This is a genomic window from Rhodococcus sp. USK10, assembly GCF_019378875.1.
GTDB lineage: Bacteria > Actinomycetota > Actinomycetes > Mycobacteriales > Mycobacteriaceae > Rhodococcus_F > Rhodococcus_F pseudokoreensis.
Window position 1 is genome coordinate 846,972 of record NZ_CP076047.1, and the last position, 17,796, is coordinate 864,767.

Sequence of the window (17,796 nt, forward strand, 5' to 3'; positions counted from 1 at the left end):
CGGGTAGGCCGGACACGCCGCTTGAGCTGGGACGCTTGCCCAGCGACTCCGTTAGATGCATGATTCATGCGCTGGAGGGTCGCGGGTGGATCGTGGTCAGGAGGCGGCGTTGAGGCGTGGTGATCTGGCAGGTGCGGCACATCTGGAGTTGGTTTCTGGAGTGGCGCAGCTGCATCCGGAGGATGCGATGTTCGAGGCGATGCTGCGTGGGTGGCGGGCCCAGCAGACGGCGCGAGGGCTCCAGGAGGGGACGATCGCGCCGCGGGAACGGTTGGTGCGCCGGTTCATCTCGTTCACCAACGAGTATCCGTGGCGATGGGGTCCGGCGCATGTGGACGAGTGGTCGCTGTCGATGACCGGTGAGTTGCAGCTGGCGCCGTCGACCATCCGGGGTTATCAGACGGATCTGCGGTTGTTCAGCGAGTACCTCTGCGATGGCCGCTACGGGTGGATTGCGGCGTGTCAGCGGGAGTTCGGGCCGCAGGTGCATCCGGTGGCGATCGTGCACGAGTGGAACACCATCGCGCACCTGAACAGCTACGAGGGCCGGCCGGAGGCGCGCCCGTTCACGCGGGAGGAGCTGCAGCGGTTCTTCGATTATGCCGACGACCAGGTGGAGCGGGCAGTGCGGGCGAAGCGCAAGGGTGCGCTGGCCGCCTACCGTGATGCGACCCTGTTCAAGGCCGTCTACGGGTGGGGACTGCGCCGGACGGAGACGTCCAAGCTGGATGTGGTCGATTTCGGCCGCAATCCGCACGCACCGCGGTTCGGTCGTTACGGCATGCTCAACGTCCGATACGGCAAGGCGAAGAAGGGGCAGCCCCCGCGGCGGCGCAATGTGCTGTCGGTGATGGACTGGGCGGTGGAGGCGGTGGCCGATTACGTGGAGAACGTGCGCCCGCGATTCGGGTTCGACGACCATCCGGCGTTGTGGTTGACCGAACGTGGTGGCCGGATCAAGCCGGTGGAGATCAACGCCCGTTTCGTCGCTTATCGTGACGCCTTGAAATTGCCGAAAGCGCTTGTACCCCACTCTATTCGTCACTCGTACGTGACCCATCTCACGGAGGATGGGGTTGACCGCCGGTTCATCCAATCGCAAGTCGGCCACGAATGCGACGGTTCCACGGCCATCTACACTCACGTCAGCGACGATTTCATGAATACCGCTCTACAAAAAGCCCTTTCACCGTTGTTTGGTTCTACCGACCCCGCACACGAGGACCGCACGTGACACCGAAATTGGACTACCGCTGGAATCTACGCGCGGTGATGGCCGAGCGCGGGATGTTCGCTACCACCGACTTGATCGAGCCGCTCGCGGCACGAGAGATCGTGCTGTCGTCGAGCCAGGTCTACCGGCTCGTCGTCGAACGCCCGGAACGATTGAGCCTGAAGGTGCTGATGGCACTTCTGGACATCCTCGACTGCGGGATGGACGACCTCATCGAACCCGTCGCGGCGGCCTCGGCCGCCACCAAGCAGGAAGGTCGTTGGCGGCGACGCCGGAGTTGGGGACCTGCGCCCGAAACGAGCCCGGGTCCGCGACACCGGTCACCGGTGAGCACTGTGGATCCGAGGCGGGTGATCAGTGATCCGGTCGGGCTGATCAGCGATTTGGTCGCGGAAGCCGACCCGGGCCTGGACCCCGGCCGGGCCCGAACGGTGGTCGTCTCCACCGTCGGGGGCCGGGCGAAATCGCGGCGGATCGCCGCGGCGCTGGTCGCGCGGCCCGCGGTGTTGGCCGACGGGCGGTCCCCGGCACCCCGCGCGATCGGGGATCTGCTGTTGGCGTTGCGCAAGGCCGGGGCAACCGCGATCGCGGCGCCCTGCTGCGCCGATTGCGGAAAACAGCTGCGCACCCTCATGCGTCGTGGACAGCACTGGTACTGCAGTGTCTGCGAGCAGAACACCGCAGCCTGCGCCGGTTGCGGGAACCTCAAACAGGTTCGGTCACATGACCGCGACGGGCATCCACGCTGCGCCCAGTGCCCGGACCCCGACGATCGTGACCCGATCGCGGTCATCCACGCCGCCGTCGCCGCACTCGATCCGGCCGTCCCGCGTGATGCCATCGCTGGTGTTCTCGACCGCTGCTGTCGTCAGCGCGGCTACCAGCGGCGGGTGGCCTGGGCGTTGGAAGCCGACCCTGCCCTGCTGACCGGCGAGGGGCATCGTGCGCCGCTGCGAGTGATCCCGCGGCTCGTCGAGCACCTGCACGCGAGCGGCGTCCGCGGAATCGTGCTGCCGACCTGCCCGGGCTGCGGCCGGCAGGTCCGCATCGACAAGCCCCTGGACGGTCAGCGGGTCTGCCGCACCTGCATCGCGCACTCCCGCATCGAAGAATGCGCTCGCTGCGGCGCCCGCCGCGAGCCGGTCAGCAGGGACGAGCACCGGCGCCCTATCTGCGCCAACTGCTTCTGCACCGACCCGGCCAATCTGGAGATCTGTCTCGGCTGCGGACGCCGACGTCCGGTCGGGCGGCGGACCACCGACGGACCGCTCTGCCAGACCTGTCATACCCTCCCGATCAGGACCTGCTCGATCTGCGGCGACACCACACCCTGCGGCATCTCCAGGCGCACCGGCCGACCATGGTGCCCGACCTGCCAACGCCGAGCCGCGGACTGCGCTCGCTGCGGACGCCACACCGCGATCGCCGCCGGCACCCTCACCGAGCCGCTCTGTGACAACTGCGCACCACCACCCGCCTGGCGGGACTGCCCCACCTGCAGCGACCCCGACCACCCCACACCGGGCCGCTGCGGGAAATGCTTGACCAATCAACGCCTCTACCAGGTCATGGGTCCGGTCACCGCCGATATGCCACCCGGTCTGCTGGCGCTGCGACACGACATCGCCACCGCCGAACACTCGATCACCGCACAACGCTGGCTCACCAAACAACCCGTCACCACGGTCCTGTCCGACCTCGCCGCGGGCCGCATGCCCCTGACCCACGCCGCGTTCGACACCCTGCCCAGACGTCCCGCCACCGAGTATCTGCGGCACACCCTCGTCGCCGTCGGCGCCCTGCCTGAGCGTGACGAGGAACTCGTGCGGCTGGAACGAACAATCTCCGAGTTCCTTGCCACGCAGCAGAATCCGGAATGGAAGAAGCTGCTGCACCGCTACCTGGTCTGGCATCTGCTGCGGCGGCTGCGCACCCGAAACAACGGACGTCCCACCACCCGGCAGCAGATGCTGCGCATCCGCAGCCACGCCCGCGCCGCCGCCGGGCTTCTCACCTGGCTCGACACCCGCGGACTCACCCTGGCCAGCTGCGGCCGGACCGACCTCGATCAGTGGATCACCGATCCAGCCGGCGGCTACCGCTACGAGACCGGAACCTTCCTCCGATGGGCCTATGCCAGCAAACTCACCACCGCCTACCTGCCGGCCCGGCGCTGGAATGGCCCGGCCAACCCAATCGACGACGACAACCGCTGGACAACGGCCCGAACACTGCTGCACGACAACACTATCGACTCCGTCGACCGCCTCGCCGGCCTGCTCGTTCTCCTTTACGCCCAAGGTTCTTCCACGATCGCCCTACTGACCGTCGATCAGATCTCGATCACCAACGACAACGTCCACATCAGCTTCGGCCGAACACCGATCCGGCTCCCCGAACCGGTCGATGACCTGGCCCGGACCGTGTTCGCCACACGCAAAGGCCACGCCACCATCGGCGCCACCACTCCGTCGCGCTGGCTATTCCCCGGCGGTCAGCCCGGCCGTCCGATCAGCGCCCAACGACTGAAGCTGAGACTGAACCAGCTCGGCATCCGACCTAACCAGGCACGCAGCACCGCACTGTTCGGCCTCGCCACCCAGATCCCCGCAGCCATCCTCGCCCGAACCCTCGGCATCAGCGTCAGCTCCGCCGTCCGCTGGCAGCAGATTTCCGCTGGAGATTGGACCACCTACGCCGCCAACATAGCCGACAGGAGGGGGCATTCGGACAGTTGTGATATCTGACGTCACCATTTCGTCGGAAACGTTCATCGAAGACGCCTACCAGCGCGCGATCGCGGCGACGCTGACCGAGTTGGCCGGACAGGAGTGAGCATGCAGATCAGGTGGAAACTCCGGATGGCCGCCGCCCACCGCGAGGTCTGGACCGGCACCCAGCTGCAACGGCTGCTCGCCGAGAAGGCCGGATTGGAACTGTCCTCGGCGTCGGTGTCGGCGTTGTTCACCAAACAGCCCAGCCAGCTCAAGCTGTCCACCCTGATCGCGCTGTGCACCGCCTTGGACTGCACACCGAACGACCTGTTCGACATCGATACCACCCCAGTCGCACAACCGATCTCGTCGAACCCGACCAAGGTCGCGGCGAACGACACACAGGCGTCGCGGCGGGGCCGGTCGATGCCGCCGATCTGAGCATGACCCGCCGGATCCGGGACTGCCGCCGCTGCGGCCGCGCGGTCGGCAAACCCGACCGTGACCTGTGTGCACGCTGCCACTGGGCGGCCTCCCACGCCCCGGTCACCCACCCCTGCCCGCGCTGCGGCGTCGACCGGGTCCTGCAGCCGGACACCGGCCGCTGCGTGCGCTGCTCGCGCACCTGCCGACAGTGCCAGGCCCCGGTGTTGTTCGTCGACCGAGACCTGTGCAAGGAATGTCTCCGACGGCAACGGCGAGACGCCGATCGAGCCGACTGCCCGCGCTGCAGCAAACGCCGGATACTGCGACCGGCCACCGGCCTGTGCGGTTCGTGTTCGCATCCGGGCCGGCCACCGAATCCGGATGCGGCCTGCGTCGACTGCGGCCGGGTCACCCGACTGACCGGTGCCGGGCGGTGTCGATCCTGTTGGGAACGCTCGCGGCACAGGATCACCGTCCGTGCCGCCAATCTCGCCGAGGCACTGGATGATCCGCCCAGCTGGCTGGGCGGATTCGCCGCCTACCTGGTCGGCCGTCATCACCCCAGCCGCGCGTGCGCCATGCTCACCCGACTCGGCAAGCACCTGAGCGACGAGCACCCGACGCATCCGCAGGCACTGCTGGGAGCTGTCGCCGCCGACGTGCCGCTCGCGCGGGCCCTGGAAGACTTCCTCACCGCGAGCAAGCTGGCACTGCCGCCGGACCGGGAGGAACGCCGCGCCGCCGCCCGCCGCCAGTCCCGCATCGACGCCGTGCCCGCCCCCTTGCGACCGGCGGTGACCGGGTTCGCCGAACACCTGGTCGCCGGCCGCGATCGCGCCCGCCGCGCCGGCACCCGCCCGCGCGGGCACACCACGCTCGAGGCTCGCCTCACCGCGGTGCGTGACTTCGCGCAATTCCTGACCGCGCGCCGCTGCAAGACCGACTGGGCGACCGCCGATGTCGGCGACATCGAAGCGTTCCTGCACGCACATCCCGGCCGACGGGCCTCCTACCTGACCGGACTGCGCCAATTCTGCCGCTACGCGCTGCGCCGACGGTTGCTGCTCATCGACCCCACCGCCGGGGTGCAAGCGCCGCAGACCATGGCATTCAGGGGACCGACGCTTCCCATCGACCGGCAGCGCGAGTTGTTCCGGCGATGGAGCACCGACCCCGAGGTGCACCCGCACGAGGCGTTCGTCGGGCTTGCCGCCCTACTGCACGGCGCTACCACCCAGGAACTGCAACACCTCACCGACGACGATATCGACCATGAACAGCACCGCATCAGGCTGGGGCGTCGACCGCAGCCTACTCCGTTGGACCCGTGGACCTGGACCGCGCTGCAACGCTGCCTGCAGCACCGTAAGAACCTGGGCAGCAACAACGCCCATGTGCTGATCACTATGCAGACCAAGGCCACCCGCGCGCCCGCCTCCGACTCCTACGTCAAGCAGACCCTGCGCGAGGTCGGTATCCAACCCAGAATCCTGCGCTCCACCCGGCTGGTCGACCTCGTCGGCACGGTCGACGCGAAACTCGTCGCCGCCGCTTACGGCATGACCAACGAGGCCGTCATCGCCTACCTCTCCGACCACGTCGACTTCGCCCGGCTGCCGAACCCGTGACAGTTCAGGCGCCACCTCGCACACGTTCGCGCGAACGTGTGCGCTTTGGCCAAGTTCTGGCTCGCCGTCCTGACGGAAATCCGCAACCGCGGGGTCGCAGACGTGTGCATCGCCGTCTGCGACGGACTCAAGGGACTGCCCGACGCGATCACTACCGTGTGGCCACTCACGGTGGTGCAGACCTGCCTGATTCACCTCTTGCGTAACACCTTTCGTTACGCATCGCGTCAGTACTGGGACGAGATGTCACGGGACCTGCGGCCGATATACACCGCTGTCAACGAGGCCGCGGCCAAGGAGCAGTTCACCGAGTTCGCCGACAAATGGGGGCCGAGGTATCCGGCGATCGTCCGGCTGTGGGAAAGCGCCTGGAGCGAGTTCGTGCCCTTCCTCGACTACGACCCCGAGATCCGCCGGGTCATTTGCTCGACGAACGCGATCGAGTCCCTCAACGCGCGCTACCGGCGGGCGGTGCGGGCGAGGGGCCACTTCCCCAGCGAGCAGGCCGCGCTCAAGTGCCTCTACCTCGCCACCCGGTCGCTGGACCCGACGGGTAAGGGAAGAGCACGATGGGTGACGAGGTGGAAGCCGGCCCTCAACGCGTTTGCTATCACATTCGAAGGCCGAATCACCCCAACCGTGATCTAGATTCATGCGCCAGAACTGGATCCACCGATGTTCTGACAGTCCCCTCATCGATCCCTCATCGGCGCATTTGTTTTCCGCAGGTTGCGCCAACGTGGCAGCGTATCTGTCTATTGGCGAACAAGTCGGCAGGAGTGTCCTGGTCGGACTGGTAAATGTGCGGTCGGAACCAGACCGCAGCTTACTGGGTGTTCGCGGTGCGGCAGCGTCGTGTAAGCAGAGAGCGAGTAACCCATGAACTCACCCTCACTGCCGGTGCTCGCCGGCGTGGAGCACCGGTTCGTCGACGTGGGCGGCGGTGTCACGATTCACGTCGCCGACGCCGGACCGGCCGACGGGCCGCCGGTCATGCTTGTCCACGGTTTCCCGCAGAACTGGTGGGCATGGCATGCGCTGATCGGACCACTCGCGGCCGACGGCTACCGAGTGCTGTGTCCAGATCTGCGCGGTGCCGGTTGGAGCTCGGCTCACGATGATCGTTACTACAAGAAGGACATGGCAGATGATCTCGCGGTCGTGCTCGACCGGCTCGGCGTCCCGTCGGTTCGACTGGTCGCGCATGACTGGGGTGGTCCGATCGCGGCGTCTCTGATGCTGCGACATCCGCAGAAGGTGGCCGGCTTCTTCGGACTGAACACCGTCGGGCCGTGGATCAAGTTCGACCTGGCGGTGGTTCGCCATTTGTGGCGGTTCTGGTACCAGATCCCGATTTCTCTTCCGGTGATCGGGCCGCGCCTTCTTGGTGACCCGAAGGGGCGCTTCTTCAGGATGACGGGCCGGTGGGTCGGCGCCGGGTTCTTCCTCGACGATGTCGACTTCGAGCTCTATGTGCGTCGCATGGGCGAGCCCGGTCATGCGGTCGCTGGCTCGCGCTGGTACCGCACATTTCTGACACGAGAACTGATCCGTGCCCGCGAATTCGCGAAGACCTCCGTCGATGTTCCGATGCGGTTCCTCCACGGAATGGATGACCCGGCAATCACTCCCACATTGCTACGCGGGTATGCCGAGCACGCAGCTGGTTTTCAGCTCGAGACGGTCGACGGCGTCGGTCACTGGATTGTCGATCAGCGACCTGAGTTGGTCCTTGAACGACTTCGGACATTCCTGCACGAAACTTGAGTATTGACTCCGCGATCCCGGGGTTCATCTCCGGAACGTCGCAGACGCGATCGGTGTATCCCCGGTGGACGATCCGCTTATGGAACCATCTGTCCGCCGGCGCGCGCGTCCACTTGGTGCGCGATGAATTGGCTCGCACCGAGAGTCGATTACCGTTGTGACCCCGGGGCGGTGGACATGCGAGGGGTTAGGCTGCGGACGTGTCGAGAGCAGTGTGGTGGGCCTTAGCTGTGGCCGCGTTGGCGATCACCGTGGATGCCGGGACCTCGTCGTCAATGGCTGAGGTGTCGTTGGAGTGTCGGAAGATCGGCGAGAGCCAATCCTTCTTTCGGTGCGATGACCGTATCGTCCACGTCCTGGGGATATGGCCGCTGGTCGGTCTGGGACTGTTGCTCGCGGTACCGCCTGTGGTGGCGGCCCTAGCAATGCGAAAGTGGGTTTCCTGGTTTGCCGTCGCGGCACTCGTTGGTTTGTCGATCGCAGGGCTGGTGAATTGGGCGTCTACCTCCTACTGGGGATTGCTTCTCTTCGCTGTTCCCTTGGCGGTCCTTGGATCAATCGCCGCGACGTTCCAGCGAACTGTCCCGCGCCCCGGGACGTCAGGACGTGGTTCTGCCGCGGCGGCATAAGGGCCGCGCTGAAGACTCCCCGGGGCGACACATTTTGCAGACACGCTCTAACTTCGGCTGAGACTCCACAGCGCAGTAATCGGGCTCCGATCGTTACCGGCGAAGGATCACTGACCAGAGAGAGCTTCCTGCATCATCGGGAGATGACTTCCCTTGGCGTCGTCTGCTTCTGGAATAGTGAAGGGTTGGGGCGCCATCGACTGTGCCCACCGGTGGGTGCTGGGTGCACTTCAGAGAGGTCGAGATCGATGGATTCAGAAAGCTCGACCCTGGTCAAGAGGTCGACTTCGAGCGGAAGAAGCGACTGGTCCGGTAGAGGGCTTCGTATTTGTGGCCACCCAGGTCCGACCAGTGCATGCCGACTGACGATCGCTCACAGGTCACTGCTTTGCGATTTCCCTGGCTCGCAATTGGATGGCTATCCGTTCAGCCCCGTTCGCGAGAAGCACACAGATACGCGTTTCTCCCTGATCGATACGGCTCGACATCACTCGGATCAGAGCGACTCGGGTCACTGGCTACAGTCGGCTCATAAGCGGAATCACGAAGTCGCCCGTAGTCGCTCCGTTCCACCAATGTTGCAGACAGCCAAATTGATTCGCGCTGGTTCTGGTTGATGCTCGATGCGGAATGGGTTCGGGACTCCAGGAGGAATCGTGTCGGCCTGCCCAGATCGGCGATGGGCTGGGGACGGTGAAATGGCGGTTCGGGTGAGCTTTTTGATTACCGGGAGTGCCCCCCTGCCGCTACTGTGTGCGTTCGACGGTTGCCCGGGCGAAGAAGGAGACACATGGCGGTATCACCGAGGAGTTCTGACGGTTCGGCGAAGAACACGACCAAGGAGATTCGCCAGTGGGCGATCAAAGCGGGACGCGAAGTGTCCTCCCGTGGCCGGGTTCCGGCCGAGATCGCGCAAGCCTTCCATGACGCTCACGCGAAGAAGGTTCAGACGAAAACCGCTCCGGTGAAGGAGGCGGCCGTGACGAAGTCGCCGGTGGCGAGGACGGTCGTGAGTAAGGCGTCGGTGAAGAAGTCGTCGGGGGAGATTCGTGAGTGGGCGATTGGGGAGGGCTTCAAGGTGTCCTTACGTGGCCGGATTTCGGCCGAGATCGAACGAGCCTTCCACGACGCTCACGCGAAGAAGACTCAGACTAAACCGGCGCCGGTGAAGAAGACGGCCGCAGAAAAGACAGCTGCGAAGAACACGGCGGCGACTCCGGCCAAGCAGGCGGCGAGCGCTCCGGCGGAGAAGAAGGGCGCGAGGAAGTCGGCTGAACAGAAGAAGCCGGTAAGGAAGGATTCCGCGACGAAGACGGCTGTGAAGAAGAAGGCTGTGGAGACGGCTCCGACGAAGAGTGCGCCGGTGAGTAAGGCCCCGGCGAAGACGACCAGGGAGATTCGTGAGTGGGCGATTGGGGAGGGTCACGTAGTGTCCTCACGCGGCCGGATTCCCGCTGAGATCGAGCGGGCCTTCCACGACGCTCAGGCAGCGAAGGTTCGGACAAGAACTGTGAAGGCCAGGACGGCTTCCGCGACGAAAGCGGCTGGCAAGACGTCCGCGTCGACGGGTCCGGTGAAGAGGTCGGTGGCGAGTAAGGCCCCTGCGACGAAGGCGTCCGCGAAGTCGCCTGTGGAGAAGGCTTCGGTGAAGAGTGCGTCGGTGAGTACGGCGTCGGCGAGGAGGACGTCCAGGGAGATTCGTCAGTGGGCGATCGGGGAGGGCTTGGAGGTGTCCTTACGCGGGCGGATTCCGGCTGAACTCGAGCGGGCCTTCCACGACGCTCAGGAACAGATGCCGGGCGCGTGAGTTGTGACACTGCCCGCATAGCCATCCTGGCGCAAAAGGCTATGAGCCTGTGGCAATTCCGATCTTCCGAGGCCATGCGCTGGGGTGCGTGTCCGGCGCCAGCCGTGGCCGCTCTGGTCTAGGTATCCCCGCGGCATCTGACGTGAGGATTCCCGCGCGCGGGAGTGACTTGGGTGCAGGAGTGGTCGAGGGCAAGCCTGTGCGTGGTGTGCGTGTGTCGTCGCCGGACGGGGCCTGATAGTGATTGCCCCGCACCCTCCGATAGCCGCGCGCGAGAAGGTTCGCATGCAGATCCGCGCCACCAGCGACGACGGCGTCCATGCCCGCATCCGCGTCCGCCGTCACCCGCGCCACCGCCGTGGGATACACGTGGCTGAGAATGTGCACCATATGACCGCCGATGATGCGGCAATCCTTTGCCAGCGGCGGCGGCAGCGAGATCCGCCAGCGCCCGCAAACCCAGGTCCGCCGCGTTGGAGGCGGCATCGATCCGCACGACGTCAGCCACGCCAGGTTCCGTCCAGGATCGCCCGACGCAGATGCTCGCCGGCCTCCGCCGCATCCGGGCCCGGGCTGGCGAGCACATCGTGCAACGCGATGATCGGATCGACCCGTGCCGGGGGCACCGCGTCGACCGCGGCCGGATCGACACGCACCGTCGGTTGTGGCGCCGCGGCCGCAGTCTGCCACAGGGTCCGGTCCACCGGCACCGTCACCACCAGCGGTACTCCGCATCGGTGTGCCGACACCGGCGACGCTCGAGGACTTCGACTTCGACTTCGACGCCGCCGCGGGCCTCGACCGGAAGCTGATCGCCGAACTCGGCACCTGCCGCTACCTCGAAACCGCGACGAACCTGCTGCTCATTGGCCCGCCGGTTATCAACGGGAGTAGGCAAGACACACTGTGAGACTCAAGGTCCAGCGCTCGAGCCATGAGCGATGGGGCGTTCACCGAGAAGTGATCGTCTGTCAGAGTCGATGTCGGTGACCATGCCTGACCCGAAAGACACATTGGCCGACCCGCACCTGCGCGGTCGTGCCCTGCCTTGGATATGTCGTCATGGTCGCCGGCACCGACCTGGCCCACCGACTGCTGGCCTGATCAGAAGCCTGGCCGACTCATCGCGTCATCATCCACACACCCTGCTGCGATATCCCTACCGGCCAGGGCCCCGGCAAAGTCGCATAAACCCACTTCAGACGGACAGAAGCAGGTCGATCGGACGATTCGGGTCTCTGCCGTAGTGGCGCAGTGTCGAGGCGATGTTGAGGTGGCCAGCCAACCGGAGGATCCCGATGACCACGTTGCGGAGCGGTGCCATCACCTGTGGAGCGGACCCGGTTCTGATCGTGCAACGGTCCTCATCGAAGTTGACGTCGCGGACCCAGTGCACTCGGTTCTCGATCGTCCAGTGCCCCCGGATCCAAGCGGCGACCTGCGCTGGTGCGACCTCGGTCATCTGCACCGAACAGATCAGGTACACCACCTCGACGGTTCTGCGCCCACTGCGGGTGATGGTCCGCCGAATTTGCAGGGCCTGCACTGCCCCGGGGAAACCCAGGCCGTCGGTGTGTTCGGTGGCCTTGATGGTGCGGCGTTCGAGCCGGCCGTGGCCCCGTCCGGCAATCGACGCCGACACCGGAATGTTCTTCCACGGCAGTGCCTTCAGTCGCTTCAACAGTTTCGGCTGATTCGCTTCCACGGTGAACGCGTAGTGGCCGCCCCGGCCGAGGATGTATTCGGCGGTACCCCGTTGGCAGTGCAGGGCGTCTGCGGTGACGACGGTGTCGGGGAGCGCGAGGGGGTCGAGCAGGTCGGTCAGGAGGGGAATCTCGTTGGTCTTCGCACCCACCTCGACCTGCCCGAGCACCACACCCGCATCGTGATCGACCGCGGCCAGCAGGTGCGTGAGATGACCCGAGGTGTCTTTCGCTCCGCGCAGGGTCTTTCCGTCGACGGCGATGATCCTCCTCCCGTCGACCACCGTGGTGCGCACCCACATCCACGTACCGAGCACCTGGTCGAGGGCGGTCGCGTCGACACCTGCCAGGGTGCGACGAATCGTCGATTCGCTCGGGACGACAGCAGAAACCCCGAGTCTGCCCAGCGCCTCGGAGGGTGCGTCGTGGGCCCATTCGGCGATCGCGGTGAACGAGCGGGCACCGGCACAGGTTGCGGACAGAGCGAGCGCGAGGATCACCGGGAAACGATTCCGGACACCACGCCGGCGACGGGGATCGGGCACCGTCGTCAGCAGGTCGAGGATCCCGGTGTCGGCGACCGATGACGCGCCGAGAAACGGTCCGCTCTCGCGCACGGTGACGGGCATGGACGATGATAGGGCTGCGGGCACGGCTCGTTCCTGGTGGTGGTACTTGCGTAGGAACTTGAATCATCGCCGCAGCGACCGTGCCCGCCCTCGATAACGGGCTCAACAGCGTGTCACATCCCCCAAAACCGCAGCTCAAAACTCATCTCTCATGACTTTTCCGAGACCCTGCCCTACCGGCTTTTGTCGAAATTGTCGACGCTCAAACGTGTCGACGCCGTGAAGCAGTCCCCTTGCTGATCAACTCGCGACCATGGCCAACCGTCTCATAGTGGCCTGGGCGATCGCGATATTCGTGAATATGCGTTGGCTCGTCGCCGTGACACAGCGGGGTGTCAGCAGTTTGGCGACAGCGATCACAGCGTCGAGGATGAGTTCGGGCATTTATCGAACCTTCCATGCATTCGGCGAGGTCCGAGTCGGGCATCGGATACGTCGCGAACGAGGTTACTGTTGAGGGAAGCTGGATTAGACGTAGCGTCAAAAGACTTCTGGCACGGTCTAAAAGAGCCTCACTCGACAAGGTCGGGGACGAACACACCCGACCAAGTTGGCCAGCGCACACTTCCCATCAACCAGCCAAGCCGCACGAAAAACCGAGGCTAATATGCGTCTCAGAGGCTGCGCTTGAATTCTCGTCATGGCTGCGGTTGATCGTTGTATTTATCTCGTGGTTACTGCAATAACCAGCAAAAACCCTCAAATTCAGAACACTTTCGGACCAAATACCTCTCACGCTGAAGTTATCTTCCTAATTGCCAGCCTTCATTTCTGAGATCAAGCATCGCTTTTTTGAATTCATCCAATGGGTTTTCTTCGCGAATAACCTCAAGAACAACATTACTTACTCCGCATGTAGCTTCGACGGCATCGCCTAATCCTTCAAAATCTACCACCCCAGTACCGATTGGATCATGACCCCAAGTTTCCAAACCCGTATCAGAAATATGCACAAGTGCAATCGATTTGTGATTCGAGAGCAAACCCGCTACGGGATCCTCCCCTATGTAAGCAGCATTGGCGACGTCGTACACGATCTTAAGCGCAGCATCGTTGACCGTACTTACGATACCCGCCAGGTCCGGGATGGTAGGAGTGAAGCAATAAGGAGTATTTTCCAAGAGGAGTCGTGTGCCAGCCTGTTTCGCCAGTGGAATTAGAATATCCAGACTCTCGTACATCCACCCATAGGTTTTCTCGAGTGAAGGTGAAATCATAGGGCGTCTTGTACCGGGGGATATCACAACTTCGGGGACATCCCAAGCTACAGCCAAGTCAATCACCGACTTAATGTGCTCGATACTTTTGAGACGCATATTAGCGCCAGGGCTAGACAGATTGATGTCATAACCACCGGCATTGAGCGATCTGATATTCGCGCCGTATTCACTGAGTCTCTCCCTAATGGCCGAGCGCTCCGAGATGGAAATTTCATCCGGCCAACAATGTGGAGAGCTGATCGGAACTTCAAAAGTTTTATATCCATTGTCGACCAATTCCGTAATTGCATCAATCGCCGTAGACGACCATAGATACGAAAACGTATTAATAATCATAACAAAACATCCTCACAGTTGAGTGACTGTTGAAAAAATTATGACTAGTTGGAGCTTGGCCGACCGGGAATATGGCTGAGGATAGACTTGGAGAAGCCGCCATCGACACAGATGTCTTGCCCGGTGACATAACCTGACAACGGTCCTACAAGAAATTCAATCACGTTCGCAATATCCATGGGGTCCCCAATTCTTGAGAGCGGGATGATATCTTCCCTTGCTGTCTTAATTTGGGGGTCGGCGTACATTTTTTCAGTCATCGGGGTATGAGTCATACCTGGGGATACCGCATTTACACGAATACCGTCAGGCGCCCACTCCAACGCGAGCGTCTGGGCTAGCATCGTCAATGCAGCTTTGCTCGGGCTATAGGCGCCTGATCCGGCATGTGGTAGCTGACCGGACATTGAGGAGGTAAAGCAAGCCGAACCGCGACTATGCTTCAGATGCGAGTAGCTTGCTTTGGCAAGAAGCCACGCGCCGCGGAGGTTGACGGAGAACATATCGTCCCAGTCCTCAATTGATAGGTCACATATTGCGCCAGGGCTAGCGATTCCAGCGTTTGCTATCAACCCATCCAGGCCACCAAATTCGGCTACCGCAGTTCCTACCAGTTGACCTGGCACGTTGGGATCTCGGAGGTCACCCACCAACGCAATGGCAGTACCTCCCATTGACTGAATCGAGCGAACAACTTGCTCTTGGCTCGCATTCAATTTATGTCCACACACCGCAATCATCGGCTGGGCGCCCCGAGCGAGAGCTGCCTCTGCGAGCCTCAAGCATGTAGACGCGCCGATGCCGCTACTTCCACCGCTGACCAAAGCTCTCATTGCGCACACTCCTGTAATAACATTTCACATGGTAGAAATTCATTGATTTCAAATGGTTCGTATGGGAACTGTGTAACAGTAACGCTGTTACAGGCAGTCTCATGGGTGACCCATGTCGTCAACCTGCTGCTTCTTTCTGGCCACCAACTGGCGGGTTGGGGCAGCGATCGCTTGATGAGCTCATGCTGGTTGGTGACCTCGGGGTTCATCAGGCGTCGTGATGTGCATCTTCCGCGGTGATTTGCTTGTCGACCGCGAGTGAGGCCTGCGCATCGTCGTTGACCACGAAGTGGTGCTGTCCAGACTGCCATCTGCTTTCGGGGGCGCCGAATCGGTGCCAGTCCGAGTCCCCAGTCGTCTAGCTTTTCCCGGTCACGATCGAGGCCGCGGTCGATGAGGCGTTGCTTGACCCGTCGGCTGAGTGGACTGGAAAGTCAGTTCCGACTCGACCAGTCCACAATCGGGGTTTCCGGGACGGACATCACGGAGGCCGGGACGGCGCTGATCTGTCCGGCCGCCGGTGAAGTTCAGCGCGGCAGTGCGTCCTCGATGATGTCGGTGTCGTTCAGTGCGACTGTGGTTCGGTTGGAACTACTTCCGGTTTCTGGGAGTGTGAAGTAGACGGCCAGGCATAGTGCGACGATCACGATCATATAGAACGCGACGAAAGTGGGGTGGCCGGCGCTGACGAATGTCGCGGCGATCAGCGGTGCTGTACCCCCGAAGATGGCGATGACGATCTGGTGAGCAAACCCGATGCCTGACACGCGAACCGACGCCGGAAACAGTTCCGCTTGGATAGTGGGGTAGACCGACTGCCAAATTCCCAACACAACCCATCCGGACGCGGCCACGATCACGTAGACAACGAATCCGGGCTGGTTCAGCAGCAAGAGCAACGGATAGAACAGAACGATCATTCCAAGTGCACCGACGATGGGGAAGATCTTGCGGCGCCCGAGCCTGTCCGACAGTGCTCCGCAGACCGGCACGACAATCACCAGCAGGAGCAGACCGATGACGCTCCCTGTCAGCGTGGAGGAAAGACCTCTACCGCTGGTGAGGTTGGCATAGGTCGGGAGGAATGTCGCCCAGGTGTAGTAGGCAACGGCGGGGGCGGACAGTGCCGCGGTTTGCAGTAGAGCCCTGGGATGGTCGCGGATCAGTTGGCGCAGTCCTGCGGGTGCGGACTTCTGTTTCGCCAGAGTGCTGGCTTCGAACTCGGGTGATTCATCGGCCCGTGCCCGCATGAGCAGTCCGACTACACCCAAGAGTCCTCCCACCAAGAACGGAATGCGCCAGCCCCACGTTGCGAGCGCGTCATCGCTGAAGCTCGAGGTCACGATGGCGGCAGCACCCGTTGCGGCCAGTGTTGCCAACCCACTCGCCATGTTGGTGAACGAGCCGAACAATCCCCGGCGGTTAGCAGGTGCCTGCTCGACCAAGTAGGCGATCGCGCTCTGCCCCTCACTGCCCGCCGAGATGCCTTGTATGACACGCGCAACAACGAACAAGACCGGAGCTACGTACCCGATCATCGAGAATGGGGGTGTGAGCGCAATGATCAACGCGCCTAAAGCCATTCCGCTGATCGCCAAGGTCAGTACTCGGCGTCTGCCGTACCTGTCCGCGAGCGGAGAGATAGTTATTCCGCTGAGAGGCCGCACGACGAAGCCGATAGCATAGGTGAGGAGTGCAGCGACCAGAGAAGCGAAAGCCGATTCGCTGGGGAAGATCTGGCTCGAGAAAACCGCCGCGAGTAGGCCGTAGACGTACCAGTCGTACCATTCGACGAAGTGCCCCACTGTCCCGGCGAGTAGGTTGAAGGGCCGACCGCGTGCTGGTATGGCACCAGTCGCTGGTTCCGTGGGTGGGTGATGCTGATCCGAAGTTATCATTGTTTCGATTCCTCATGAAGTAGACTGGGGCGCCGTTCATGCGCGTCAAGTAGGGACTGCCGAAGACCGGCAGCACCTGTTCGATCGGGGAAGATTCAGCATTAACGGCCCTGACGGGGCTGGTTTCAGGCCGTTGGCAATCAAGCCGACAGATTCTCGCTCGCCGACAGATACGCGAACGCCGGCCACGTCGCAGCGATGTCGTTGGCGGCGGCGATCAAAGACCCCGTAAGCTCGAGCAGTCTCGATCGAGTCATGCGCACGGAGGGACCAGCGATGCTGAGCGTGCCCGTCGCCGCTGCAGTTGTACCGGCACCGAATATGGGTACCGCTACCGCATTGATGCCGAGGTCCATCTCTTCGAATGTGGTCGCGTAACCACGGCGACGTGTTTCGTCGAGCTCGGCGCGGAGCTTGTCGGGATCGAGTGGAGTCCTCGACGCGTGTTGTCCTGGAATCTGCCGGTGCACGATCGAGGTGACGTACGCATCGTCGAGCGTCGACAACCAGGCCTTTCCGGACGCTGTTGCATGGGGAACAGCATTTTGCCCCATCACAGGATCGAGCCTGAGAGACGAGTTGGAACCCTGCGCCTTGGCGATCCACTGCAGCGAGTCGGCGGTCGCGACTGCGAGTCGAACCAGTTCCTCGCATTCCGCTGCAAGCGTATCGAGTGTTCGCTGTGCCCACGTATCGATTCCGGACGACGTCAGCTGTCGCAGCCCGAGAGCGCCGAGTTTGTGTGTCGCAACGTAATTGGATGTTCGGCGGTCCTGCGCTACGTAACCGGCGCTGACCATCGCGCCGAGAAGCCTGTGCGCAATTGCCTTGTTGACCGCAAGTTCGGTCGAGACCTGCGTTACGCCGCAGCCCTCCGGGTCCGACGACAGCAGCTCGAGCACCTTCAGAGCATTGGACACGTCTTCAGTCATGGCCATGATCGGCACTCCTCGGACTCGACTTGTGAACTGG

12 protein-coding genes and 2 pseudogenes are annotated in these 17,796 nt (G+C 63.1%); 8 read left to right on the forward strand and 6 right to left on the reverse strand.

From position 1 onward, the window contains the following. Positions 1-187 precede the first annotated feature (187 nt). The 7 genes and pseudogenes from I1A62_RS04465 to I1A62_RS04500 all read left to right on the forward strand — a co-directional run bounded on the left by I1A62_RS04465 (position 188) and on the right by I1A62_RS04500 (position 10,205). Entirely contained in the window at positions 188-1,234 is a 1,047-nt protein-coding gene (locus I1A62_RS04465; RefSeq protein ID WP_219455065.1) for a tyrosine-type recombinase/integrase, read from the forward strand. After that, a complete protein-coding gene (locus tag I1A62_RS04470) occupies positions 1,231-3,981 on the forward strand; it encodes a helix-turn-helix transcriptional regulator (protein ID WP_219454393.1) in 2,751 nt (916 codons plus the stop codon). The genes I1A62_RS04465 and I1A62_RS04470 overlap by 4 nt, the downstream gene beginning before the upstream one ends. A 90-nt stretch (positions 3,982-4,071) precedes the next feature. Beyond that, on the forward strand, positions 4,072-4,389 hold the full coding sequence (locus I1A62_RS04475; RefSeq protein WP_007296740.1) for a helix-turn-helix transcriptional regulator: 318 nt from the start codon (positions 4,072-4,074) through the stop codon (positions 4,387-4,389). Between the two features lie 2 nt (positions 4,390-4,391). Then, positions 4,392-6,002, forward strand: coding sequence for a hypothetical protein (locus tag I1A62_RS04480; protein WP_219454394.1), 1,611 nt, complete (start codon positions 4,392-4,394; stop codon positions 6,000-6,002). Positions 6,003-6,050: 48 nt separating this feature from the next. Continuing rightward, positions 6,051-6,650: pseudogene (locus I1A62_RS04485) on the forward strand (IS256 family transposase); the annotation flags it as partial. 231 nt (positions 6,651-6,881) lie between these two features. Further along, the gene (locus tag I1A62_RS04490) at positions 6,882-7,769 is read left to right on the forward strand and encodes an alpha/beta fold hydrolase (protein WP_219454396.1); all 888 of its coding nucleotides are present in this window, start codon (positions 6,882-6,884) and stop codon (positions 7,767-7,769) included. A 1,419-nt stretch (positions 7,770-9,188) separates the two neighbouring features. Then, the gene (locus I1A62_RS04500) at positions 9,189-10,205 is read left to right on the forward strand and encodes a histone-like nucleoid-structuring protein Lsr2 (protein ID WP_257890436.1); all 1,017 of its coding nucleotides are present in this window, start codon (positions 9,189-9,191) and stop codon (positions 10,203-10,205) included. 500 nt (positions 10,206-10,705) lie between these two features. Here I1A62_RS04500 and I1A62_RS04505 read toward each other — a convergent pair whose 3' ends face one another. Beyond that, the gene (locus tag I1A62_RS04505; RefSeq protein ID WP_257890437.1) at positions 10,706-10,924 is read right to left on the reverse strand and encodes a hypothetical protein; all 219 of its coding nucleotides are present in this window, start codon (positions 10,922-10,924) and stop codon (positions 10,706-10,708) included. Between the two features lie 20 nt (positions 10,925-10,944). On the opposite strand from I1A62_RS04505, the pseudogene I1A62_RS04510 reads away from it, so the two are divergent. Then, positions 10,945-11,082 (forward strand): annotated as a pseudogene (locus I1A62_RS04510) (ATP-binding protein); the annotation flags it as partial. A 321-nt stretch (positions 11,083-11,403) separates the two neighbouring features. Here I1A62_RS04510 and I1A62_RS04515 read toward each other — a convergent pair. From I1A62_RS04515 to I1A62_RS04535, 5 genes are all read right to left on the reverse strand, one after another. Then, a complete protein-coding gene (locus I1A62_RS04515; protein WP_257890438.1) occupies positions 11,404-12,537 on the reverse strand; it encodes an ISAs1 family transposase in 1,134 nt (377 codons plus the stop codon). Positions 12,538-13,280: 743 nt separating this feature from the next. Beyond that, positions 13,281-14,093: a sugar phosphate isomerase/epimerase gene (locus tag I1A62_RS04520; RefSeq protein WP_219454402.1), complete on the reverse strand. Its 813-nt coding sequence runs from the start codon at positions 14,091-14,093 to the stop codon at positions 13,281-13,283. A 44-nt stretch (positions 14,094-14,137) separates the two neighbouring features. Further along, positions 14,138-14,926, reverse strand: coding sequence for an SDR family NAD(P)-dependent oxidoreductase (locus I1A62_RS04525; RefSeq protein WP_219454404.1), 789 nt, complete (start codon positions 14,924-14,926; stop codon positions 14,138-14,140). A gap of 527 nt (positions 14,927-15,453) precedes the next feature. Continuing rightward, complete coding sequence (locus tag I1A62_RS04530; RefSeq protein ID WP_257890439.1) at positions 15,454-16,731, reverse strand: MFS transporter; 1,278 nt, start codon at positions 16,729-16,731, stop codon at positions 15,454-15,456. A gap of 233 nt (positions 16,732-16,964) precedes the next feature. Then, a complete protein-coding gene (locus I1A62_RS04535) occupies positions 16,965-17,756 on the reverse strand; it encodes an IclR family transcriptional regulator (RefSeq protein WP_219454408.1) in 792 nt (263 codons plus the stop codon). Positions 17,757-17,796 lie beyond the last annotated feature (40 nt).